Consider the following 21551-nt stretch of genomic DNA (forward strand, 5'->3'; position numbering starts at 1 on the left):
AGGCGCGCTCAGCGACTGCCTGGTGCCATCGGTCCTGCCTCCGCATCACCATGTGGGCCCGCGCCGGTCGCCAGATGCTCGGCTGTCAGGACGCCCGCCGGCGGACGATCTCGGCGAACGCGGTCAGCCCGCGGCGGGGAAGTGCAGGCGCCAGCGGCCCGACCGGTACGTGAGCCGGGTCAGCGACAGCGGCGCGACCTCCAGGCTCCACACCGCCTCGTCCGGCAGGGTGAGGGCGTGCACCAGCGCCGCCCGTACGACGATCGGGTGGGCGACCGCGACGAGCCGTTGGCGGGCCACCTGGTCCAGCCACTCGCCGACGCGTTCGCGGACCTGTGCCAGCGACTCGCCGCCGTGCGGCGCCGCCCGCGGGTCGGTGAGCCACTCCTGCAGGCCTGCGGGATCCGCGGCGGCCGCCTCGTCCAGGGTGAGCCCGTCCCAGCGCCCGGTGTCGGGGTCGGCCAGCTGCTGCTCCACGGCCGCGGAATGGCCGAGGGCCTGCGCGGTCTCGCGGGCCGCGCGCGACGGCGCGCAGACCCACCGGTCGCCGCGGGCGAACGGGGACAGCGCGAGGGCGGCCCGCAGGCCGCCCTCGTCGATGTCGTCGTCACCGCCGAACCGTGCGCCCCGCAGTGCCGCCGTCGGGGCGCAGGCCAGCAGCCGCAGACCGCTCACACCGCCACTGGCTCCGTTTCCCCGCGCGCCGTAGCCGAGCGTGCGGTCAGCCGGGACAACAGGGCCGTGAACGCCAGCGCCAGTCCCACCCACAACGTGACCTGGGTGCCCAGCGAGCTGATCCGGAAATCCCACAGCAGGCTCGGCGGGAACGTGTCCGGCACCTCGTCGATCGACGGCAGCAGCACGTAGCCGACCGTGACCACGAGGAGGAACGCGCCCGCGCCCCCGGCGGCCCGCAACCATTCCTGAGTGCCGGCGCGCAACGACCGCGCTGCCACGACCGAGGCCCACACCGCGACCAGCCCGATCACCACGATGGACACGTAGCTGATCGTGCGCTGGTTGATCGTGGCCGGGTCGCCGACCGCCGGCGGGTTCGGCGGGTACTTCACGAACGGCACGAGCACCAGGCCCAGCAGCGCCGCGGCAGCCAGGCCGAGCGACGCCCGGGTGTCGTCGCGGGTGCGCAGGCGGCGGCGCAGCAACGCGTACGCCGTCGCGAGCAGCCCGCCCATCGCGACGCCGTACAGCGCCGTGGCCAGGATCAGGCCGCCTTTCTGCCCCTCGCGGGACACCAGTGCGTCCTCACCGTGGTGGTCGTCGCCGGCCGTGGCACCGTCCGCGTGCGCGGCGGCCTCCTCGATGGCGATCGCCGCGTCCACCGTCCGCTCACCGAACGCGTACGCGAAACCGCCGGCGAGCAGCCCGGCGATGAGGCCCGCGAGCAGGCCCCGCAGCAGGAGGGCGCCGTACGTCGGCGCGGAGCGCTGCGCCGTCAGTGACACGGGACGCCGAGCAGGTGGCGGCCGTCGTGCATCAGCTCGTGCAGGTACATGCCGCTGCGCGACACCGCACCCTGGTCGAAGGCCACCAGGTAGGCGAGGAGCAGCAGCCCCACCACGACGGCGGCAGCCGTCCACAGCACACGAGCGGACACGGCGGGCGGGTTGACCGGGCGAACCGCCTGGACCTTGGGCATAACGGATCAGACCTCCTTGCGGGATGACGCGTCCCGTATCGACAGGCCTGCGACGTGTGAGCGTCCTGACTCACGGACCCTGGACGGATCCGTTCACAGTGGCGCGACCGCACCGGATTTCCACCGGTTTCCCTCACGACGCCGCAGATGGTTCCCACAACCTAGCCGGGGGCCCGCGAGCCGGTCAATCGCGGCCCAGCTCACACCGATCCTGACAAGGTCATGGCGATCATGGCTCGGGGTCACCCGCCCCGGCGGCGGCTCGGTAGCATCCAACCCGGTCGTTGTACGGGGGTTCAGGATGATGTTCAGCAAGGCGTCGATCGTCGTCGCCGTGGCGGTCACGGCGGTGCTGCCGGCCGCTCCGGCGCAGGCCAAGGCGTACGCGTGCCCCCAGCAGCCCGGCGTGGCCAAGGTGAGCGCCGCGACGCCGTACGAGACTCAGATGTTCGCGCCCGAGCGGCTGGCGCCCTTCGCGACCGGCGCGGGCGTGCGCGTGGCCGTGCTCGACTCCGGTGTGGACGACACCCACCCGCAGCTACGCGGGCAGGTCGCGCGCGGCAGCGACTTCCTGCACGGCAATGCCGACGGGCGGCAGGACTGCGTCGGGCACGGCACCGCGGTGGCCAGCATCATCGCCGCCCGCCACCTGCAGGGCTCGGGCCTGCAAGGGCTCGCCCCCGGCGCCACGATCGTCCCCGTGCGCGTCAGCGAGCAGATCGACACGGCCGGAAGCGCCCCCAGCGGCGAGCAGACCAGCCCCGCGACGTTCGCCCAGGCCATCGACTGGGCGGCCAGCCCGACCGGCGGCAACGCGGACGTCATCAACATGTCGCTGGTCATGACCCAGGAGAACGACCAGGTCCGCTCCGCCGTCGCCCGCGCCGTCAGCCGCGGCGTCGTCATCGTCGCCGCGGTCGGCAACGACGGCGGCCCGGACGGCGCCAACCGGAAACCGTTCCCGGCGGCGTTCGACGACGTGATCGGCGTCGGCGCCATCAATGTCGACGGCGTGCGCGGCGACTTCAGCCAGCACGGCAAGTACGTCGATGTGATGGCTCCCGGTGTCGACGTCACGTTCGCCGCCCGCCGCGCCGGGCACACCAGCGGCAGCGGCACGAGCTATGCCACGCCGTACGTCGCCGCGACCGCCGCGCTGGTCAGGCAGCGGTTCCCATCCCTGACCCCGGCCCAGGTCATTCGGCGCATCCTGGCCACCACCGATCCCGCTCCGGGAGGTGCGCACAGCCCTGAATACGGCTACGGCATCGTCAACCCGTACCGCGCCCTCACCGAGACGCTCGGCCCGGAGAGCCCGGCGGCGCCCCCGCCGATGGTGATGCACACCGAGAACCCGGCCGCCGTGGCCCTCGCGGCCCGCCGCGCCGAAGCCCAGGACATGTCCCTGATCGTCGCGGCGGTCGGGGCGGGGGTGGTGGTGCTGGTCGTGCTGCTGGCCGCGGCGATACGCCACGGCCGCCGCCGCGGCTGGCGCCCGGCAACACCGGCGGCGCCGGCTGACACTGCTGACAGCTGACGGCTGACACTGCTGACAGCTGATCCGGCTGACGGCTGGTCCAGCCGACCGGCTGCCACGTGCCCGGAACGGCGGTCGGGCCGGGCGTAGGGCACCAGGCCCGGCGGCAACCAGCGGCGGCCCGGCGGGTGAACTGGCGCGGCGGCTGAACCAGGAGGACCACCGCGACGGCGATCACCCGGTGAGCAGTGCGGGTCTGGACGCAGGCAACCGCGCCGGCGCCGACGAGACCCGGCCGGCCGGAGACGGCCAGCGAGACCCATCGGCGAGACCCGGCCGACCAGAGCCGGGCCACGGGAAATGGGCGGCCGGCGCGTGCCGAACGCTCGGTCGGCGTCTTACGTGCCGCAGAACGTTCGGTATGCGCCGAAGTCCGGCGGTGCTGGGGCTGCGTACCGTTCCAGGCCCGGGCGCTGCGTGAACGGCTGCCGGACGACGTCGACCAGGCGGGAGAACGGGTCGAGGTCGCCCTCGGTCGCGGCGGTCAGCGCCTCCTCGACCAGGTGGTTGCGGGGGATGTACAGCGGGCTCACCCGGTCCATCGCCTCCGGGTCCGGGCGCAGCGCTCGCCAGCGGGTCAGCCAGGCCTCGATGGCTTCCGGGTCCAGGAACAGTCGCCGGACCGGGTCGATGTCGCCGCGGGCTGCTTCGGCCAGGGCGCGGAAGAAGGTGGTGAAGTCGGCGCGGCTCTCCTGCAGGCTCGGCAGGAGTTCGTCGACCAGCGGCGACACCGTCGCATCGTCGGTGTCCGCGGGGAGGCCCAGTTTGGTGAGCAGGCCCTGCGACCAGGCCTGGGCGTACTGCGGGCGGTATCCGTTCAGGGCTTGGGTGGCCAGTTCGACCGCCTGCTCCTGGTCGTCGTGCAGCAGCGGGAGCAGGGATTCGGCGAGGCGCGCCAGGTTCCATTCGGCGACGACCGGCTGGTTGCCGTACGCGTATCGGCCGGCGTGGTCGATGGAGCTGTAGACCGTCGCCGGGTCGAAGGCCTCCAGGAACGCGCACGGGCCGTAGTCGATGGTCTCGCCGGAGATGGTCATGTTGTCGGTGTTCATGACGCCGTGGACGAAGCCGGTGAGCATCCACCGCGCCACCAGGGCGGCCTGGGCGGCGACGACCGCCTCGAACAGCGCGAGGTACGGCCGCTGCCCCTGCGCCGCCTGGGGGTGGTGGCGGCCGATCGCGTGGTCGGCGAGGCGGCACAGCAGGCCGGTGTCACCCGTGGCGCGGGCGTACTGGAAGCTGCCGACCCGCAGGTGGCTCGCCGCGACCCGGGCCAGGACCGCGCCGGGCAGCGGGGTTTCGCGCTGCACCTGGCGGCCGGTGGCGACGACGGCCAGCGAACGGGTCGTCGGGATGCCGAGGGCGTGCATGGCCTCGCTGATCACGTACTCGCGCAGCATCGGAGCGACCGCGGCGAGGCCGTCGCCGCCGCGGGCGAACGGCGTGCGTCCCGAGCCCTTCAGATGCAGATCACGGCGGCCGTCGGCCAGCTCGCCGAGCAGCAGCGCACGACCGTCGCCGAGGCGGGGGACGAAACCGCCGAACTGGTGCCCGGCGTACGCCTGCGCGACCGGCTCGGCCTCGGCCGGCAGCCTCGTCCCGGTCAGCAGCCCCACCCCGTCCGGCGTGCGCAGCCAGTCCGGGCCCAGGCCCAGCTCGGTGGCCAGCCGGTCGTTGAGCACCAGCAGGCGCGGCTCCGGCGGCTCGGCGGCCTGCCAGGCGACGGCCATCTCGGGCAGCTCACGGGCGTAGCGGGTGCCGAGGACCACGGTCGTGGGGGATGCGATGCTCACCTGTCGACCGTACCGGTGGCCGCCGGTAGGTGGTCCGCGGCCGAGTCGCGCAGCGCCGCGACGAACGCGGCGATCGCGGGGTGGGCGCCCGCCCCGCGACGGTACGCGATCCGCGTGCGCCGCCGGGCCGGAAGCGTGCTGAGGCGTACGCCGCCCGCCGGCGAGGCGCCCCGAGGCGACGTGCGGTCGACCACGACCGGCGAAGCGCCGGCGGCGACCGGGCCGGCGGCGAGCTGCGGGACCAGGGACACTCCCTGGTCCGCGGCGACCAGCGCCAGCACCGTGGCGAAGTCGTCGGCGTAGTGCCGGGCCCGGGGTACGAAGCCCGCCGCGCGGCAGACCTGCACCGTGACCGTGTGGCAGAGGGTGCCGGGCGACGGCAGGATCCACGCGGCGTCGTGGCACTGCTCGACGGTGGTCCGCGGGGACGTGGCCGGGGTGGCCAGGTGCACTGTCTCGTCGAGCAGGGCTGTGCTGTCCAGGCCGGGTTCCGGCGCGGCGGGTGCCAGGTCGTAGTCCTGCACGAGCCCGACGTCGAGGCGGCGCTCGCGCAGCGCCCGGGGGACCGCGACGGGGTCGAGCTCGGTGACCCGCAGGTCCAGGCCCGGGTGGTCACGGCCCAGCCGGATGAGGGCAGCAGGCAGCAGCGTACGGGCCGCGGTCGGGAACGCGCCGATGCTCAGCGGGCCGGTGAGCCCGGCGGACAGCTGGGCCAGCGCCGCGGTGGCGCGTTCGAGGGCCGCCAGGACCGCTTCGGCGTGGGCCACCAGCGTGTGCCCGGCGGCGGTGAGCGTGACGCGCCGGCCGGAGCGTTCGAGCAGCTCGGTGCCGGCCTCGCGTTCGAGGGCGGACAGTTGCTGCGACACCGCGGACGGCGTGTACGAGCGGGCCTGCGCGACTGCTGCGATGGTGCCGAGCCGGTCGAGGTCGCAGAGCAGGGTGAGCCGGCGCACGTCGAGCATCAGTTCAGCTTACGGTTCACCGTACATATGTGAACTGGACCTTATGGTTGGTGGGTTCCAGGGTGAAGGCATGACGTTCTCCGGTGTCTTCGTGCCGCTGATCACTCCCTTCGACCGCGCGGGCGCGGTCGCTCTCGATGCGTTGGAGGCGCTGGCGCACGACGTGCTGAGCGCCGGGGCGCGGGGCCTGGTGGCGCTGGGCACCACAGGCGAGCCGGGTTCGCTGACCGAGGCCGAGCGCGGTGACGTGGCCGGCGTGCTGGCGCGTGTCTGCCGCGAGCGGGACGCGCCGCTGATCGTGGGCGGCGATCCGCAGCGGGTGCCCGCACACGCAGCCGCGGTGCTGGCCCTCGTGCCGCCGTTCGTACGGCCCGGCGAGAACGGTGTCGTCGCCTACTTCACCGACCTGGCACGCCGCAGCCCCGCCCCGTTGATCGTCTACCACGTGCCGTACCGCACCGGGCAGCCGCTGTCGGCGGCGACGCTTCGCCGGATCGCCGGTATCGGCAACGTCGCCGGGGTGAAGCTCGCGACCGCGGCGATCGACGTCGAGACGGTGGCTCTGCTCGCCGATGCACCGCCCGGTTTCGCCATCCTCGGTGGCGACGACGCGTTCCTGTCGCCCCTGCTGGCGATGGGTGCGCACGGCGGGATCCTCGCCTCCGCCCACGTGCGGACGGACCGGTTCGTGGAGCTCACCGAGGCGTGGAAGCGAGGCGACGCCGCCCGGGCGCGGGAGATCGGCAACCGGCTCGCGGCCCTGTCGATCACCTTGTTCGCCGAGCCCAACCCGGCGGTGGTCAAGGCCGTGCTGCACGCTCACGGCCGGATCCCGACCCCTCGCGTACGGTTGCCGCTGCTCGACGCGTCGCCGCGGGCGTTGGACGCGGCGCTGGCGGCGCAATCCGGTTGCGGCGGGGACACGGTGACGGCAGGGTCGGGGCGTGCGGATGCGCGAGATCACCATTTCCGATGAGCGGGCCGGACCGTACGGGATCACCGCCGGGCCCGACGGCGCGCTGTGGCTGACTTTGACGCACAGCGGTCACGTCGCCCGGGTCGATGCCGGTGGTGACGTGACGACGGTGGACGCCGGCGGGCCGGCGGCGCAGCCGGCGCTCATCACGGCCGGGCCGGACGGCGCGCTGTGGTTCACGTGCACCCGCGACGATCACATCGGGCGGGTCACGGCCGGTGGCGCGGTGACCCGGTTCGCCCTGCCGGCCGGCTGCGGGCCGTACGGGATCACCGCCGGGCCCGACGGCGCGCTGTGGTTCACGCAGATGAACGCCGACCGGATCGGGCGGATCAGCCCGGACGGGGTGATCACCGACTTCCCGCTGCCGGTCAGCGGCGGGTTCGCCTCGGCGATCACGGCCGGGCCGGACGGCGCGCTGTGGTTCACGCTCAACCAGGCGAACGCGGTCGGCCGGATCACCGTGGACGGCGACGTGCGGCTGCACGCGCTGCCCACCGCCGGCGCCGCGCCCGTCGGGATCGCCGCCGACGGCGAGGCCGTGTGGTTCGTCGAGATCGGCGCCGGGCAGGTGGGCCGGATCATGCCGGACGGGCACGTCACCGAGGTGGCGTTGCCGGACCGGGCGGCGCGCCCGCACGCCGTCGTGGCGGCCGGTCGCGGTGACCTGTGGTTCACCGAGTGGGGCGCCAACCGGGTGGGCCGGCTCCGCGCGGGCTCGGCGAACGGCGACAGAGCCGGCGCGGCGAGCGGCGACATCGCCGGCGCGGCGATCGCGGAGTACGACCTGCCGACGGCGGCGTCGGAACCGCACGGGCTCACGGTCGCCGCGGACGGCGCGGTGTGGGTGGCGCTGGAGATCGGCCGGCTGGTACGTCTGGAGCCATGAACCCCGACGACGTGAGGGCGTGGCTGCGTGAGCGCGGCGCCGAGACGATCGACCATCCGGGCGGCACCCTGTACGCGCACCTCGGCCGCGTCCACGACCGGCTGGGCGCGCTCGGGCACGGCCGCGACGTGTGCCTCGCCGGTCTGGCGCACGCCGCGTACGGCACCGACGGCTTCGACCTGACGCTGTGCGACCCGGCCGACCGGGGGCCGTTGCGGGCGCTGGTGGGCGCGCGCGCCGAGGCGCTGATCCACACGTACGGCGGCTGCGACCGGTCCGCGACCTGGGACGCGTTCGGGCGTACCCGCCGGGTGGTGGACCGGTGGAGCGGGCAGCCGGTCGTGCTGGGCGACGAGGACACCACCGCGTTCGCGGATCTGAGCATCGTCAACGAGCTCGACGTGTGTGAGCAGGACCCGCGCATCGCCGAGCGCCACGGGTCCTACTTCCGCACCGTCTTCGCCTCGTGGCGTGCCGTCGCATCCCCGGCATTGGTAGAGGAGCTCGACCGCCTCGCCTGACCGATCGGGCCTTCCGGACGGGGCGGCGGGTCAGCCGCCGATGCCTGCGGCCTTGCAGGCGGTGGCGTACTGGCCCGCGCACAGCGAACCGGGCGTCACGAACCCGTCCTTGATGACCGTGGTGGCGATGTTGTCGCGGGTGACCGCCACCGGGTCGAGCAGGAACGACGGGACCTGGCCCGCCTTGTTGTCGACGGTGGCCGGTGCCTGGGGGCGTTGCCCGCGCAGCAGGTCGTTGGCGAGCTCGGCGGCCTTCTCGGCTTCGGGCCGGATCGCCTTGTACACGGTCATGTACTGCTGGCCGGCGAGGATGCGCTGCAGGGCGCCGGTCTCGGCGTCCTGCCCGGTGACCGGGACGTTGCCGAGCCCGGCCGCCTGCATCGCGGCGATGGCCCCGCCGGCGGTGCCGTCGTTGGCCGCGTACACGCCGATGATCTTCTGGCCGCGCAGCGCGGCGAGGGCCCTGGTGGTCCACGCCTTGGCGTTGTCCGGGTTCCAGTCGATGGTGTCGTACTCGCCGGCGACGCTCACCTTGCCGTCCAGGCCGGCGTGGGCGCCCTGCTTGAACAGCGTCGCGTTGTTGTCGGTCGGCGAGCCGTTGATCCACAGGATCTTGCCGGAGCCGGCCCCGGCGCCCAGCGCGTCGAGCAGCGCCTTGGCCTGCAGGCTGCCGACCTTGGCGTTGTCGAAGGAGATGTAGTAGTCGACGGGGACGCCCAGCACGAGCCGGTCGTACGAGATGACCGGCACGTTCTTGGTCTTGGCCAGGGTGACGATCTGACCGGCCGCGACGCTGTCCACCGGGGTGAGCACGAGCACCTCGGCGCCCTTGTCGAGGGCGTCCTTGGCCTGCTCCAGCTGCTTGGCCGCGTCCTGGGCGGCGTTGCGGTAGTCGACCGTGCAGCCGGGGCACAGCTCCTTGAGCTTCTGCGCGAAGTACGGCTGATCCGCGGCTTCGTACCGGCTGGCGGCCATCTCGGGCAGCAGCAGCGCCACCCGGGCCTGCGGCCCGCTGGCCTGCAGGGAGGTGGCCGCTTCCGAACTGCCGGTGAGGCCGCAGCCGGCGAGGGCGAGGGACACGGTCAGCCCCAGGCCGGCCAGGCGCGCGGCGGCGGTGGTGAGCAGACGCATCGGGAACTCCGCTTTCGATCGATTCGGGCTGGTGGTCGGCACGGCGGTTCAGCTGCGGAACTGCGAGACGACGGTGTGCATCTCGGTGGCCATGCGGGCCAGGTCCTGCACCGCCTGCACGGTGCTGCCGACGCCTTCCTGGGTGGTCTCGGTGGCGGTGGCGACACCGCCGACAGTCTCGGCGATCTCGCTGGAACCCACGGCGGCCTGCGAGATGCTGCGGCTGATCTCCTCCGTCGTGGCGGCCTGTTCCTCGATCGCCGCGGCGATCGTGCCCTGTAGGTCGCTGACCTGCGCGATCACGGCACTGATCCGGTCGATGCTGGCCACCGCGGCGTCGGTGTCGCCCTGGATGGTCTTGACGCGCCGGTTGATGTCCTCGGTGGCCTTCGCGGTCTCCTGCGCGAGGTCCTTGACCTCCGCGGCGACGACGGCGAAGCCCTTGCCGTACTCACCGGCGCGCGCGGCCTCGATGGTGGCGTTGAGCGCGAGCAGGTTGGTCTGCTCGGCGATCGCGGTGATCACGTCGACGACCGCGCCGATCTCGGTGGACGACGCGCCGAGCTTGCCGATCGTCGTGGTCGCCGCCGCGGCGGCGGTGGCCGCCTCGGCAGCCACGGTGGCCGCCTGGGTCGAGCTGCGGGAGATCTCCTCGATCGAGATGCCCATCTCCTCGGTACCGGCGGCGACCGAGCCGACGTGCGAGCTGACCTGCGCGGCGGATCCGGCGACGATCCCGGCGCGCCGGTTGGCGTCGACGGCGCTGTCGCCGATCTGGGTGCCGATCGCGATCAGTTCTTCGGTCGCGGCGGCCAGCGAGGACGCGTTCTCGCTGAGCGCGTGAACGGCGTCGCGGGTACGGGCGTTGGCCACGGCCAGGTCCCGCGCCATCTGCCCGACCTCGTCGCGCGAGTCGATCGTGACCTGGGCGGTCAGGTCGCCGGCGGCGACGGCGGCCAGGACGGCGCGGATCCGCTGGATCGGCTTGGCGATCATGGCGGCCATCAGCCGGCTGAGCAGGAACGCCACCACCAGGCCGGCCACCAGCGCGATGATCATCAGGGTCCGGGCGGTGTGGTAGGTGTTGTCGGCGGACGCGGCGGCCTGCTGACCGCTGGTCTGCTCGTAGGCCTGCAGCTCGGCGAGCGCCGTCATCGCGTTGTCGCTGATGATCTGACCGTCGCCGAGGTACGCCTGCTGGAAGTCGGCGGTCTGCTTGCCGGCGATCAGCGGCATCAGCCGGTGATCGCGGACATTGCGGTACGCGCCCCACCAGATCTCGAACTTGTCGAGGCGGGCGCGCTGGTCCGCGGTCCGCACCGTGGACCGGTAGGCCGCGACTTCCTGGTCGAGACGCTTGTCGGTGGCCGCGATGTCGTCGCTGAACGACTTGGCGGCGACCGGGCCGTTCGACAGCGCGAGGTTCGCCAGGTCGTTCTGCACCTTGAGCGCCGCGGAGTTGATCGCGGAGAGATGCGCGGAGGGCTGCAGGTTGCGGGAGTACAACTCGGCGGCCTTGCTGTTGACCTGCCCGAGCCCGGCCACGCCGACGCCGAGCAGCGCCGCGCTGATCGCGCAGCACACCGCGACCAGGACGAGAAGCTTGCGCAGCACCGGCAGGTCGGCCAGCCACTTCAGCGGCGACATCCGCCTGCGAGACCCCTTCACGGACGGTTTCCCGTTCCCCCGCACCTTCCCCACCCGCTGCCTCCTCGGCCCGCGACGCGACAACGCTTGGACGCGTCGTCTCACCCGTCGCCATACCATCGACCGCCTGGGCACCCCGGCTGAATGTCAGTGACCCGGCTCTCAGCCGCAGACCTGCGGGGCAATTACTGGATTGCTAATACCGGTAATCCATTAATCCTGGAACCGGACATAACAGACACACACCATAATGACAGTTATGTGATTACAACACACTAGCTGTATGGTGTAGTTATGCCTGATGAGCTGGTGTTCTGCGCGAAGTGCGGCGAGACGAAACCCCGTGACGCGTTCTACGACCAGCTGCACACCACGAAACCGCGCCGTCCCTGCAAGACCTGTATCAGCAACTACAAGCGTGCGCGGTATGCCGCCAAAGACGGTGACAAGGTTTCGCATGCGCAGGTGCTTCGCGAGAAGTACCAGCTGACCCCCGCGGAATACGACCGGATGCTCGCTGATCAGCAGGGTTTGTGCGCGATCTGCCGCAAGGCCGAGACCGCGCGGGGCCGTGGCGGCGCCCCGCGGCGACTTGCGGTCGACCACGACCATCGCAGCGGCGTGGTTCGGCAGCTGCTGTGCCACCGGTGCAACCTGGTCACCTGGGCAGTGGAGGAGAATCCTTCCCTGCTGGACGCGGTACGGGCCTACCTGCAACGGCACACGTCCCCGGGAGACCCGGAACCATCAGGCTGACCAGGAACCGGTCTGTCAGAGGCCTTTCAGGACGCGATGGAGTGCCTCGCGGCCCGCGGGTCCCCAGTGCGGTTTGCCGCCGGGCAGGCCTCGGTCGCCGTTCTGGCCCATCAGCATCAGGAACAGGCACTTCAGGGCGGCCAGCCCGCGCGCCCGCCGGATCGTCGCCTCGTCCGCCCGGGCGTAGGCGTCGAAGAACCGTGCGGCGCCTCCCTCGGGCAGCAGCAGCCAGGCGGCCCCGAGGTCCCACGCCGGGTCGCCGGCGAAGAGCGCGCCGAAGTCGACGATGCCCGCCAGGGTGCCGTCGGCGACGACGACGTTCGCGGGGTGCAGGTCGCCGTGGACCCATACCGGTGGTCCTGGCCATGCGGAGGTGGCCGCCGCGTCGTCCCACACGGCCCGGACGTCGTCCCCGGCGAAGCCGGAGCCGGCCAGGTCCACCGCGGCCAGGAAGTGCTCGAAGCCGCCCCGGGAGTCCTTGGGGTGGGTGCCGAAGTCGGTGGCGGGCGGCGCGTCGGCGGGCGCCTGTACGTGCAGCGCGGTGAGGAACGCCGCCAGCGCGTCGGCCGCGTGGTCGCCGCGGGTGATGGTGGCGTGGTCCAGGGGCTCGCCGTGGACCCAGGTCATGACCGTCCACAGCTTGGGGAAGCGCGCGGAGGGCGTACCGCTGCGTACCGGGGTGGGGATCGGCAGCGGCAGGCGGGGGGCGAGCGTCGGCAGCCAGCGGCGTTCCTTGAGCTGCAGGTCGGGGCTCGGGTCCATCCGTTGCAGGCGGACGGCCAGGTCGTCGCCGAGGCGCCACATCTGGTTACCCCAACCGCCCGCCACCTCGCGCAGGGACAGCCCGGCCAGGTCCGGATGCTGCTCGCGCAACAGGTCGCGGACCAGATCCTCGGTTGCCTCGGACTTCGTCATGGCTCGCCACCGTACGTGGCTTCGCTAGCCTGACCGTGAACGGACGGAGGGGTGGATCTCTTGGTCACCGACCCTACCCTGGCCCGGATCAACGACGGGGTGCAGCTGCACCACGGTGCAGGCCGTCGCGACGCCGCCCGCCGCTTGTTCGAGCAGGTCTGGACCGACATCGGCGGAGAGACCGGCGATCCGCTGCACGTCTGCGTCCTGGCGCACGCCATGGCCGACGTGCAGGCCGACGTCGGCGAGGAGCTGCTCTGGGACCAGCGCGCCCTGGCCGCCGCCGACCGTCTCACGGACGACCGTGTCGCGCAGGCCGGGGTGATGCTGCCGCTGGCCGGTCTGTACCCGTCGCTGCATCTCAACCTGGGCGAGTGCTACCGCAAGCTCGGCGATCTCGGCCGGGCCCGCGAGCATCTTCAGCTGGCGCAAGCCGGGATGGGGGCGCTGGGCGATGACGCGTACGGGCGGCTGATCCGCGCCGGCGCGGAGCGGCTAGAGCGGCTACTCACCGGCCGTCAGGAGTGAGGTGGCCAGGCGTTCCGTACGGTCCTCGTCGTCGTCCAGCGCGATGACCACGAAGCTCGACCCCTCGCCGGCGACGCGGACCAGCTGCGTGCAGACCCCGGCCCAGCGGCCGCCATGGCGGTGGATCCGGCGTCCGGCATGCTCGCGGACGCCGAGACCCCACGCGTAGTCGAGCGGGGTGCCGTCGTCGAGGCGCCCGGGCGTCTGCAGGAGTTCGGACACGCCGAGCTCGTCGCGCTCCAGCGCGTCGTTCCAGCGGATCAGGTCCGGGGCCGTGGACCACATGCCCCCGTCGCCGAGCGACAGCGCGGCCGGACACTGTGCGGGGGTCGGCGCCGCGCCGGGCGGGTGCGGCGCAGGGCCGGCCCAGTAGCGCGTGGCGGACATCCCGAGCGGCCGGAACACGTTGTCGTCGGCGAAGGCGGGCAACGGCCGGCCCGCCGCGCGTTCCACGACGACGGCCAGGCAGACGTACCCGGCGTTGCAGTAGCGGAATGCCGTTCCCGGCGTGCCGTCCAGCCGGTCGTGGCGGGTGAGCGCCTCGATGACGCCGGCGGTGGTGCGGTCGAGCCCGGCCCGGTCGAGATCGTCGAAGTCGACGCCCTCGGGCAGGCCGCTGGTGTGATGGATCAGGTGGCGCACGGTGATGCCGTGCGCCCATGCCGGCAGCTCAGGCATCCACTGCGCCAGCGTGGACGAGGTGTCCAGCCGTGCCCGCTGGACGAGCAGCGCTGCGCAGGCGGCGGTGACCTGTTTGGACAGCGACGCGGTGTAGAGCACCGTGTCGGCGCTCAGCCCGCGGGTCAGGAAGACCGGCGGCTCGCCGCGCTGCCGCACGCCGACCACCAGCGGCTCGTCGGCGCCGAAGCCGGCCTGCTGGATCAGAGCCGCAGTGCTGTCACGCAGTCCGAGCGCCATGCCGCACGTTGTATCCGGCAGGATCGCCACCGGGCAATCGATTAGGTCACGGGACCGGGGGTCGGGATGGCGTTGTCGGTGGAGGACAGGCTTGCCGTGCACGAGCTGATGTCGCTGCACGGCCACCTGATGGACGACGGTGAGTTCGAGCGGATGAGCGAGCTGTTCAGCGCCGACGTCGTCTACGACGTGTCCGCGTTCGGCCTCGGTGAACTGCGCGGGTACGCCGCGATCACCGAGGCCAGCCGCGCGGTCGGGGACGCGAACCCCGTCGGTCATCACGTCACGAACGTCTGCGTGAGCGAGGACGCGGACGGCGTGGTGCGGGTGCGGTCGAAAGGGATCGGGATCTACGCCGACGGGCGTGCGGGCAGCGTCGTCTACGAGGATGTCGTACGCAGGGAGGCGGGCGGGTGGCGGATCGCCGTCCGTAAGGTCATTCCGCGGCGTGCGCCCCTGCGTCCGTGATCGTCGCGTTGAGGCGGGCGGCCTGGCGGGTGAGGTGGTCGCGTTCGGCCGCGCTGTGCGCCGCCCGGGCCGCCTGCGCATAGAGCTGCGCCGCCCGGGCCGGGTCACCGTCGCGTTCGCGCAGGTACGCCGCGACCGCCGCGTACCGGGGCAGGGCCGGGTCGAGTTCGGCCAGGGCGGCCAGTCCCGCCCGGGGGCCGTCGGCCTCGCCGATGGCGACGGCGCGGTTGAGGCGGGCCACCGGGCTGCCGGTGAGGCGGACCAGTTCGTCGTACCACTCGACGATCTGGACCCAGTCGGTCTCCCCGGCGGTGCGGGCGTCGGCGTGCAGCGCCGCGATGGCCGCCTGGGCCTGGAACTCGCCGAGCCGGTCGCGCGCCAGGGCGCTCTGCAGGATGTCGACGCCTTCGGCGATCATGCGGGTGTCCCACCGGCTGCGGTCCTGCTCGGCCAGGGGGATGAGCCGGCCGGCGGGGCCGGTGCGGGCCGTACGCCGGGCGTGGTGCAGCAGCATGAGGGCGAGCAGGCCGGCGACCTCCTCGTGGTCGATGCGCGCCGCGAGCTGGCGGGTCAGCCGGATCGCCTCCTCGGCCAGGTCGACGTCGCCGGAGTAGCCCTCGTTGAAGACCAGGTAGAACACGCGCAGCACGGTGGCGACGTCGCCGGGCCGGGTGAAGCGGACGTCGGAGACGGTGCGTTTGGCCCGGCTGATCCGCTGGGCCATGGTGGCCTCGGGTACGAGGTACGCCTGCGCGATCTGGCGGGTGGTGAGGCCGCCGACCGCGCGCAGGGTGAGCGCGACGGCCGACGACGGGGTCAGGGACGGATGGGCGCACAGGAAGTACAGCTGCAGGGTGTCGTCGACCGCTTCGCCGGGACCGGGTGGCGGCTCGGCGTCGGCGCGGATCTCGCGCCGGCGGCGGGAGCTGTCCGCGCGGGTGGCGTCGAGGAATTTGCGCCAGGCGGCGGTGACCAGCCAGCCCTGGGGGTCGCGGGGCTGCTCGTGCGGCCACGCGCGCAGCGCCTCGACCAGGGCGTCCTGCACCGCGTCCTCGGCCGCCGCGAAGTCGGCTCCGCGGCGGACGAGGACGCCGATGACGGCGGGGGTGAGCGTGCGCAGCAGCGCCTCATCCACGGTGGGTCACTCCGTGATGGTCGGCGGCTCGGTCAGGAAGGGGCGCACTTCCAGCCACTCGTGGATCGGCTTGCCGCCGGCGCCGGGGGCCGCGGACAGCTCGCCGGCCAGGTCGAGGGCCCGCTCGTACGTCTCGACGTCGATGATCATCCAGCCGGCGATGAGGTCCTTGGTCTCGGCGAACGGGCCGTCGGTGACCGGCGGGCGGCCCTCGCCGTCGTAGCGCACGAAGGTGCCCTCCGGCGACAGCGCCTGGCCGTCGACGAACTCGCCGGTGCTCTCCAGCCGGGCGGCGAAGTCCTGCATGAACTGGATGTGGGCCGAGACCTCCTCGGGGGTCCACTTGTCCATGGGTACGTCGTTGACCGGCGCCGGCGCGCCGCGGTAGTGCTTGAGCAACAGGTACTTGGCCATGGTGAGCTCCTCGGTGCGGTACGGCCATTCTCGCCGTGTTCGCAGCGGGGACGCAGCAGCGGGTCCGTTCTCGACATGGCGGCGCAAGATTTTTTCCGGGGCCGGACCGGACCGGGCACACCGGGTCTGAACCGCTTGCGCGTTCGGGGCGTGTGCAGCAGGTAGGGGTAGGCTGCTGCCTTCCGTCGCAGAAAACAAAGGATCGTTCAGGGTGTCTCGTCCGCGCCGCGCCGCCGGGTGGATCGCCACCGGCCTTGCCGCTTCCGTGGTCTTCCTGGCACTGGTCGTGCCCGACCAGGTCACCCGGCTGCCGCCCGGGGCGTCGCCGTGGGCGACGCTGCTGCGCGTACCGCTGGAGGCGCTGGCCGTCGCCGCCGTCCTGCTGGCGCTGCCGGCGCGGGCGCGGGTGGTCACCGCCGGGGTGCTCGGCGCGCTGCTCGGGGTGCTGACCGTCGTCAAGGTGGTCGACGTCGGGTTCTTCGCCGTGCTGTCGCGCCCGTTCGACCCGGTGCTGGACTGGCCGCTGTTCGCCGACGGCTACCGGTTCGTCGAGGGCTCGGCGGGTGGCGCGGCGGCGGTGGGGGCGCTCGTGGGGGCGATCGCCCTTGCTGTGTCCGTACCTGTGGTCATGGTCCTCGCGGTGCGGCGTCTGGCCGCCGTCGCGGCCCGGCACCGGCGGCCGGCTCGCGTGTCCGTCGGGGTCGCCGCCGTGGCGTGGCTGGTCCTGGCCGTGCTGGGCACGTCGCTGGTGCCCGGGGTGTACGTCGCCTCCGACAGCGCGGTCGCGCTGGCCCGCGACAGCGTCCTGACCGTTCCCGCGGCGATCCGCGACAAGCGGACCTTCACCGCCGAGGTCGCCGCCGACGCGTTCCGCGGCACCGCGCCGGAGCAGCTGCTCGGCGGGCTGCGCGGCAAGGACGTGGTGTTCGCCTTCATCGAGAGCTACGGCCGCTCGGCGATCGAGGACCCGGCGCTGGACACGACGGTCCGCGCGGCGCTGGACACGGGCACCAGGCAGTTGCGCGACGCCGGCTACGCCGCCCGCAGCGGTTTCCTCACCTCGCCGACCGCGGGCGGGGGCAGCTGGCTGGCGCACTCCACGTTCCAGTCCGGGGTGTGGATCGACAACGAGCAGCGTTACCGCAGCCTGGTCTCCGGCGACCGGCTCACCCTGACCGGGGCTTTCAAGAAGGCCGGCGCGTGGCAGACCGTCGCGGTCGAGCCGGGGGTCACGTACGCGTGGCCCGAGGCGCAGTTCTACGGCTACGACAAGCTGTACGACTCGCGCACGCTGGGCTATCACGGGCCGGTGTTCGGGTGGGGGCCGGTTCCGGACCAGTTCGCGCTCAAGTCGTTCACCGACGCCGAGTACGCCCGGCCCGGCCGTGCGCCGCTCATGGCGGAGCTGACCTTCGTGTCCAGCCACACCCCGTGGGCGCCGCTGCCCTCGCTGGTCGGCTGGGACGAGCTCGGCGACGGCTCCATGTACGCCGCCCAGCACGCGCGGGGGCAGAGCGCCGCGCAGGTCTGGAAGGACCCGGTACGGGTACGCGCGGCGTACGCCCAGTCGATCACGTACTCGATCGACAGCCTGGTGTCGTGGGTGCGCACGTACGGCACGGACGACCTGGTGCTGGTGTTCCTCGGCGACCATCAGCCCGCGCCGGTGGTGGTCGGCGACAAGGCCGGCCGCGACGTGCCGGTGACCGTCGTCGCGCACGACCCGGCGGTGCTGGACCGCGTGGCCTCGTGGGGCTGGACCGACGGGCTGCGCCCGGAACCGCAGGCCCCGGTGTGGCGCATGGACCAGTTCCGCGACAAGTTCCTCACCACGTTCGCCGCGGCGACGGCCCCGCGGCCGCTGTCCCCGCCCCGGTAAATGGGGTGTCGCCGGGCGGTGCGGGGTCTACGGTCTGCCGCATGACGTCTCGCACCATCCGGGTCACCGTCCGCGGCGCCTTCGACGCCCTCACCGGCGCCCAGCGCGCCGAGCTGCTCGCCGCCGCGGACCGGCACGACGTGGCGTTCGCCGCGTTCACCGCCGAGGGCACGATGACCTACGACATCGCCGCGCGCCCGTTCTTCACCTTCCGCTACACCGAGACGGTGGCCGGGGAGGGCGACATCCCCGCGGTGACGGCCCGGGCGCAGGCGGCCGCCGAGCAGTGGTGCGCCTCGCGCGGCTACGGCTTCAAGAACCTGAGCGCGCAGGCGGTGGACCTGTCGCAGACGCCGCTGGGCAGCCGCGGCCGGCGCGAGGCCGCCCGCAACGGCTAGAGGGCAGCCAGCTCGGCGCCGGTGAGCCGCAGCTTGCCCGCGGCCATGTTCTGCTCCAGGTGCTCGACGTTGCCGGTGCCGGGGATCGCGAGCACGTGCGGACCCCGGTGCAGGATCCACGCCAGCCGGATCTGGTGCTCGGTGACGCCGTGCGCGGCCGCGGCCGCGCGCAGCGCGGCGCCGCCCGGGCCGCCGGTCGCTCCCTGTTCGCGGCCGGACCCGGCCAGGGAGAAGTACGGCACGAACGCGATGCCGCGCCGGGCACATTCGTGCAGCAGGGCCGTGCCGTCGGCGTCGCGCAGGTCGAAGCCGTACTCGTTCTGCACGCACGCGACCGGCGCGATCGCCTGGGCCTCGTCGAGGTGGTGCGGCCGTACGTTGGAGATGCCCAGGTGCCGGATCAGGCCCTCGCGGCGCAGGTCCGCCAGGGCGGTGAACTGCTCGCCCAGCGCCGCGCCGCGGTCGCGCAGCCGCAGGTTCACCACGTCGAGGGTGTCGACGCCGAGGCGCCGCAGGTTGTCCTCGACCCGGGTGCGCAGCTCGGCCGCGGTGGCCGGCCGGTCGCCGGCGGCGGCGCCGACCTTGGTGGCGATGACCAGGTTCTGCGGGTACGGGCTGAGCGCGGCGCGGATGAGCTCGGTGGCGTAGCGCTTCTCGCCGGTGCCGACGCCCAGCGTGCCGCCGGGGGAGACGTAGAACGCGGCGGTGTCGATGTGGTCGACGCCCAGCTCGACGGCGCGGCGCAGCACCCGGATCGCGAGGTCGCGGTCCGGGTTCGCGGTGATGCGCATGGAGCCGAAGCCGAGGCGGTGCACCGTACGGTCGCCCAGCACCGCGGTGCCGCTCACGGTTGGGCCAGGCCGCGTTCGGCGGCGCTGCGCTCGACGCAGAACTCGTTGCCGGTGGCCCAGCCGAGCCCCTCGGCGGTGCGCCGCCAGGGGTCGTGGGCGTCGATGGTGATGTGACGTACCGGGTCCGAGGCCATGGCGGATCACCCTACGCGTCAACCGGTGGTTGACGCGACCCGACCGTCAACCTAGAGTTGACGGCATGACGCAGACCTCGCCGCCCGTGCGGCTCGACGACCTCATCCACAGCATCACCGCCAACCGGCCCGACGCCCCGCTGGAACGGCTGTCGGACGCCGTCCTGCTCGCCGACCACCTGGGCGACCTCGCCGACCACCTCATCGGCCACTTCGTCGACCAGGCCCGCCGCTCCGGTGCCTCCTGGACCGACATCGGCCGCAGCATGGGCGTCAGCAAGCAGGCCGCCCAGAAACGGTTCGTGCCCAAGGCCGACCTCGACCCGTCGCAGGGCTTCAGCCGCTTCAGCCCCAACGCCCGGACCACCGTCACCGGCTCGATGACCGCGGCGCGCGCCACCCGGCACCCCGAGATCCGCCCCGAGCACCTGCTGCTGGGGCTGCTCGACGTGCCCGACGCCACCGCGCACGCCGCGCTCGGCGACTTCGCCCGGGTCCGGCAGGCCGCCATGGCCTCGCTACCCGAGGCGCCGGGCGCAGACATGCCCGAGCTGATCCCGTTCGACGCGCGCTCGCGCAAGGTCCTGGAGCTGACCTTCCGCGAGGCGCTGCGCCTGGGTGACGACACCGTGGGCACCGAGCACATCCTGCTCGCCCTCATCGAGGAGGAGCCGCCCGGCGGTGTGCTGGCCGGCCTCGGCATCGACAAGGCCGCCGTGGAGAGCGCGGCTCAGTCCGCCAGGTAGGTCTCGATCGCCTCGACCACCAGCGCGTGGTCGTCGGCCTGCGGCAGCCCCGACACGGTCACCACCCCGACCACACCCACCCCGTCCACGCGTACGGGGAAAGCGCCGCCGTGGGCCGCGTAGCCGGCCGGGTCCACCCCGTACTTGGCGTCCAGCGTGTCACCCTTCGCCGCGAGCCGGCGCCCCACCAGGTACGACGAGGCCGCGAAGCGTTCCACCACCCGTACCTTGCGGGCGATCCAATGGTCGTTGTCGGCCGTGCTGCCCGGCAGGGCGGCGTGGAACAGCTGCTGCGTGCCCCGGCGGATGTCGACGGCCACCGGCAGCTCCCTGCCGGTGGCCAGGTCCACCAGCAGGCTGCCGAGCTGCCACGCGTCCGCGTTCGTGAACCGGGTGAAGGTCAGCCGCCGCTCCTGCTCCTCGAGCCGGGCGATGAGATCGTCGTCGCTCATGCGCCCATCCTCGCGCACCGCCTCAGGCCCGGTACTGGTCGACGCCCAACTTCACGATCAGGGCCAGCACCACGACCAGCAGCACCACCCGGACGAAACCCGAGCCCCGGCGCAACGCCATCCGCGCGCCCAGCACCGCGCCGGCGATGTTGCACACCGCCATGCCCGCGCCCAGCAGCCAGTGCACGTGACCGGTCGCACCGAACACGGCCAACGCCCCCAGGTTCGTACCCGTGTTGACGATCTTCGCCATCGCCGAGCCGTGCACGAAGTCCGCACCCACCACCGTCGTGAACGCCAGCACCCGGAATGTCCCGGTGCCCGGGCCGATCAGCCCGTCGTACGCGGCGATCACCCCACCGGCCAGCGCCACCACCGCGGCCACCCGGCCCCGGGTGCGCTTGAACGGATCGGCCACCAGACCCATCGCCGGGCGCAGCGTCACGAACAACGCCACCGCCACCAGCACACCCAGCACCACCGGCCGGTACGCGCCCGCCGGCACCCGCCCCGCCAGCAACGCGCCCAGCCCGGAGACCACCACGGCCATCCCCGCCGCCGGGCCCGCCACCCACCAGTCCAGCTTCGTACGCCGCGCGTACGTCACCGCCGCCGTGCTCGTGCCCGCCACCGCCGCCAGCTTGTTCGTACCCAGCGCCGTGGCAAGCGGCAGCCCCGGAGCCGCGATCAGCAGCGCCGGCAACAGCAGCAGCCCGCCCCCGCCGACGACCGCGTCCACCCAGCCCGCCGCCGTCGCCGCCCCCAGCAAGGTAACGACCGAAAGTCCATCCACAGCTGACAAGCATGGCTACCGGCTCCGGCGCCGCCGCACCCAGATCCCCGC

25 protein-coding genes and 1 riboswitch are annotated in these 21551 nt (G+C 73.1%); of the genes, 10 read left to right on the forward strand and 15 right to left on the reverse strand.

The genetic code is table 11. The annotated features are described in order from the left end of the window. Positions 1 to 123 precede the first annotated feature (123 nt). From AB0K03_RS17595 to AB0K03_RS17605, 3 genes are read right to left on the reverse strand one after another with little or no spacing between them, the layout of a single operon-like run. A complete protein-coding gene (locus AB0K03_RS17595; RefSeq protein WP_364685617.1) occupies positions 124 to 675 on the reverse strand; it encodes a histidine phosphatase family protein in 552 nt (183 codons plus the stop codon). After that, complete coding sequence (locus tag AB0K03_RS17600) at positions 672 to 1463, reverse strand: CbtA family protein (RefSeq protein WP_364685620.1); 792 nt, start codon at positions 1461 to 1463, stop codon at positions 672 to 674. The genes AB0K03_RS17595 and AB0K03_RS17600 overlap by 4 nt, the downstream gene beginning before the upstream one ends. Continuing rightward, on the reverse strand, positions 1454 to 1657 hold the full coding sequence (locus AB0K03_RS17605) for a CbtB domain-containing protein (RefSeq protein WP_199509469.1): 204 nt from the start codon (positions 1655 to 1657) through the stop codon (positions 1454 to 1456). Before AB0K03_RS17605 ends, AB0K03_RS17600 begins: the two co-directional genes overlap by 10 nt. 60 nt (positions 1658 to 1717) lie before the next feature. Further along, a riboswitch (cobalamin riboswitch) is annotated at positions 1718 to 1789 on the reverse strand. Positions 1790 to 1958: 169 nt separating this feature from the next. Here AB0K03_RS17605 and mycP point away from each other — a divergent pair. After that, entirely contained in the window at positions 1959 to 3194 is a 1236-nt protein-coding gene (gene mycP / locus AB0K03_RS17610; protein WP_364685623.1) for a type VII secretion-associated serine protease mycosin, read from the forward strand. Between the two features lie 338 nt (positions 3195 to 3532). Here the strand turns inward: mycP and AB0K03_RS17615 are convergent, their stop codons facing one another. Together AB0K03_RS17615 and AB0K03_RS17620 are read right to left on the reverse strand one after the other, a co-directional pair. Next, positions 3533 to 4987 carry a protein adenylyltransferase SelO gene (locus AB0K03_RS17615; RefSeq protein ID WP_364685626.1) on the reverse strand — a complete coding sequence of 485 codons (1455 nt, stop codon included), beginning with the start codon at positions 4985 to 4987 and terminating at the stop codon, positions 3533 to 3535. After that, positions 4984 to 5949 (reverse strand): LysR substrate-binding domain-containing protein, encoded by a 966-nt coding sequence (locus AB0K03_RS17620; RefSeq protein ID WP_364685629.1) that lies wholly within the window; start codon positions 5947 to 5949, stop codon positions 4984 to 4986. The genes AB0K03_RS17615 and AB0K03_RS17620 overlap by 4 nt, the downstream gene beginning before the upstream one ends. A 70-nt stretch (positions 5950 to 6019) precedes the next feature. On the opposite strand from AB0K03_RS17620, the gene AB0K03_RS17625 reads away from it, so the two are divergent. The 3 genes from AB0K03_RS17625 to AB0K03_RS17635 are packed head-to-tail and all read left to right on the forward strand — an operon-like array spanning position 6020 to position 8335. Further along, positions 6020 to 6925, forward strand: a complete 906-nt coding sequence (locus tag AB0K03_RS17625) for a dihydrodipicolinate synthase family protein (protein WP_364685632.1) — start codon at positions 6020 to 6022, stop codon at positions 6923 to 6925. After that, positions 6900 to 7814: a virginiamycin B lyase gene (locus AB0K03_RS17630; RefSeq protein WP_364686128.1), complete on the forward strand. Its 915-nt coding sequence runs from the start codon at positions 6900 to 6902 to the stop codon at positions 7812 to 7814. The genes AB0K03_RS17625 and AB0K03_RS17630 overlap by 26 nt, the downstream gene beginning before the upstream one ends. Then, positions 7811 to 8335: a DUF6817 domain-containing protein gene (locus AB0K03_RS17635; protein WP_364685635.1), complete on the forward strand. Its 525-nt coding sequence runs from the start codon at positions 7811 to 7813 to the stop codon at positions 8333 to 8335. Before AB0K03_RS17630 ends, AB0K03_RS17635 begins: the two co-directional genes overlap by 4 nt. A 30-nt stretch (positions 8336 to 8365) precedes the next feature. On the opposite strand, the gene AB0K03_RS17640 is transcribed toward AB0K03_RS17635, so the two are convergent. Beyond that, complete coding sequence (locus AB0K03_RS17640) at positions 8366 to 9466, reverse strand: substrate-binding domain-containing protein (protein WP_364685638.1); 1101 nt, start codon at positions 9464 to 9466, stop codon at positions 8366 to 8368. A 48-nt stretch (positions 9467 to 9514) separates the two neighbouring features. After that, positions 9515 to 11113 (reverse strand): methyl-accepting chemotaxis protein, encoded by a 1599-nt coding sequence (locus AB0K03_RS17645; protein ID WP_364685641.1) that lies wholly within the window; start codon positions 11111 to 11113, stop codon positions 9515 to 9517. 294 nt (positions 11114 to 11407) lie between these two features. Between AB0K03_RS17645 and AB0K03_RS17650 the strand changes: the two genes are divergently transcribed. Then, positions 11408 to 11869, forward strand: coding sequence for an endonuclease domain-containing protein (locus AB0K03_RS17650; protein WP_364685644.1), 462 nt, complete (start codon positions 11408 to 11410; stop codon positions 11867 to 11869). A 15-nt stretch (positions 11870 to 11884) separates the two neighbouring features. Here AB0K03_RS17650 and AB0K03_RS17655 read toward each other — a convergent pair whose 3' ends face one another. Next, positions 11885 to 12784 carry an aminoglycoside phosphotransferase family protein gene (locus tag AB0K03_RS17655; RefSeq protein WP_364685647.1) on the reverse strand — a complete coding sequence of 300 codons (900 nt, stop codon included), beginning with the start codon at positions 12782 to 12784 and terminating at the stop codon, positions 11885 to 11887. A 60-nt stretch (positions 12785 to 12844) separates the two neighbouring features. Here AB0K03_RS17655 and AB0K03_RS17660 point away from each other — a divergent pair, with 60 nt between their 5' ends. Further along, positions 12845 to 13312 (forward strand): hypothetical protein, encoded by a 468-nt coding sequence (locus AB0K03_RS17660; RefSeq protein ID WP_364685650.1) that lies wholly within the window; start codon positions 12845 to 12847, stop codon positions 13310 to 13312. On the opposite strand, the gene AB0K03_RS17665 is transcribed toward AB0K03_RS17660, so the two are convergent. Continuing rightward, positions 13289 to 14230, reverse strand: coding sequence for a serine hydrolase domain-containing protein (locus tag AB0K03_RS17665; RefSeq protein WP_364685653.1), 942 nt, complete (start codon positions 14228 to 14230; stop codon positions 13289 to 13291). The two genes, AB0K03_RS17660 and AB0K03_RS17665, sit on opposite strands and share 24 nt — an antisense overlap. A 78-nt stretch (positions 14231 to 14308) precedes the next feature. Here AB0K03_RS17665 and AB0K03_RS17670 point away from each other — a divergent pair, with 78 nt between their 5' ends. Continuing rightward, a complete protein-coding gene (locus AB0K03_RS17670; protein WP_364685656.1) occupies positions 14309 to 14698 on the forward strand; it encodes a nuclear transport factor 2 family protein in 390 nt (129 codons plus the stop codon). Here the strand turns inward: AB0K03_RS17670 and AB0K03_RS17675 are convergent. Together AB0K03_RS17675 and AB0K03_RS17680 are read right to left on the reverse strand one after the other, a co-directional pair. Then, positions 14667 to 15833 carry a DUF6596 domain-containing protein gene (locus tag AB0K03_RS17675; RefSeq protein WP_364685659.1) on the reverse strand — a complete coding sequence of 389 codons (1167 nt, stop codon included), beginning with the start codon at positions 15831 to 15833 and terminating at the stop codon, positions 14667 to 14669. The two genes, AB0K03_RS17670 and AB0K03_RS17675, sit on opposite strands and share 32 nt — an antisense overlap. A 6-nt stretch (positions 15834 to 15839) precedes the next feature. After that, entirely contained in the window at positions 15840 to 16247 is a 408-nt protein-coding gene (locus AB0K03_RS17680) for a YciI family protein (protein ID WP_364685662.1), read from the reverse strand. A 211-nt stretch (positions 16248 to 16458) separates the two neighbouring features. Between AB0K03_RS17680 and AB0K03_RS17685 the strand changes: the two genes are divergently transcribed. Beyond that, entirely contained in the window at positions 16459 to 18126 is a 1668-nt protein-coding gene (locus AB0K03_RS17685; protein WP_364685665.1) for a sulfatase, read from the forward strand. A 41-nt stretch (positions 18127 to 18167) separates the two neighbouring features. Then, positions 18168 to 18524 (forward strand): DUF6204 family protein, encoded by a 357-nt coding sequence (locus tag AB0K03_RS17690; protein WP_364685668.1) that lies wholly within the window; start codon positions 18168 to 18170, stop codon positions 18522 to 18524. On the opposite strand, the gene AB0K03_RS17695 is transcribed toward AB0K03_RS17690, so the two are convergent. Next, positions 18521 to 19372 carry an aldo/keto reductase gene (locus tag AB0K03_RS17695; RefSeq protein WP_364685670.1) on the reverse strand — a complete coding sequence of 284 codons (852 nt, stop codon included), beginning with the start codon at positions 19370 to 19372 and terminating at the stop codon, positions 18521 to 18523. The two genes, AB0K03_RS17690 and AB0K03_RS17695, sit on opposite strands and share 4 nt — an antisense overlap. Continuing rightward, positions 19369 to 19509, reverse strand: coding sequence for a hypothetical protein (locus tag AB0K03_RS17700; protein WP_364685673.1), 141 nt, complete (start codon positions 19507 to 19509; stop codon positions 19369 to 19371). Before AB0K03_RS17700 ends, AB0K03_RS17695 begins: the two co-directional genes overlap by 4 nt. A gap of 65 nt (positions 19510 to 19574) precedes the next feature. Between AB0K03_RS17700 and AB0K03_RS17705 the strand changes: the two genes are divergently transcribed. Beyond that, on the forward strand, positions 19575 to 20255 hold the full coding sequence (locus AB0K03_RS17705) for a Clp protease N-terminal domain-containing protein (RefSeq protein ID WP_364685676.1): 681 nt from the start codon (positions 19575 to 19577) through the stop codon (positions 20253 to 20255). Here AB0K03_RS17705 and AB0K03_RS17710 read toward each other — a convergent pair. Both AB0K03_RS17710 and AB0K03_RS17715 read right to left on the reverse strand, forming a co-directional pair. Continuing rightward, the gene (locus AB0K03_RS17710; protein WP_364685679.1) at positions 20240 to 20707 is read right to left on the reverse strand and encodes a heme-degrading domain-containing protein; all 468 of its coding nucleotides are present in this window, start codon (positions 20705 to 20707) and stop codon (positions 20240 to 20242) included. The genes AB0K03_RS17705 and AB0K03_RS17710 overlap by 16 nt on opposite strands. A 22-nt stretch (positions 20708 to 20729) precedes the next feature. Further along, positions 20730 to 21500 (reverse strand): TSUP family transporter, encoded by a 771-nt coding sequence (locus AB0K03_RS17715; protein ID WP_364685682.1) that lies wholly within the window; start codon positions 21498 to 21500, stop codon positions 20730 to 20732. Positions 21501 to 21551 lie beyond the last annotated feature (51 nt).

It is taken from the genome of Actinoplanes sp. NPDC049316 (assembly GCF_040677315.1).
In the GTDB taxonomy this organism is placed as follows: Bacteria; Actinomycetota; Actinomycetes; order Mycobacteriales; family Micromonosporaceae; genus Actinoplanes.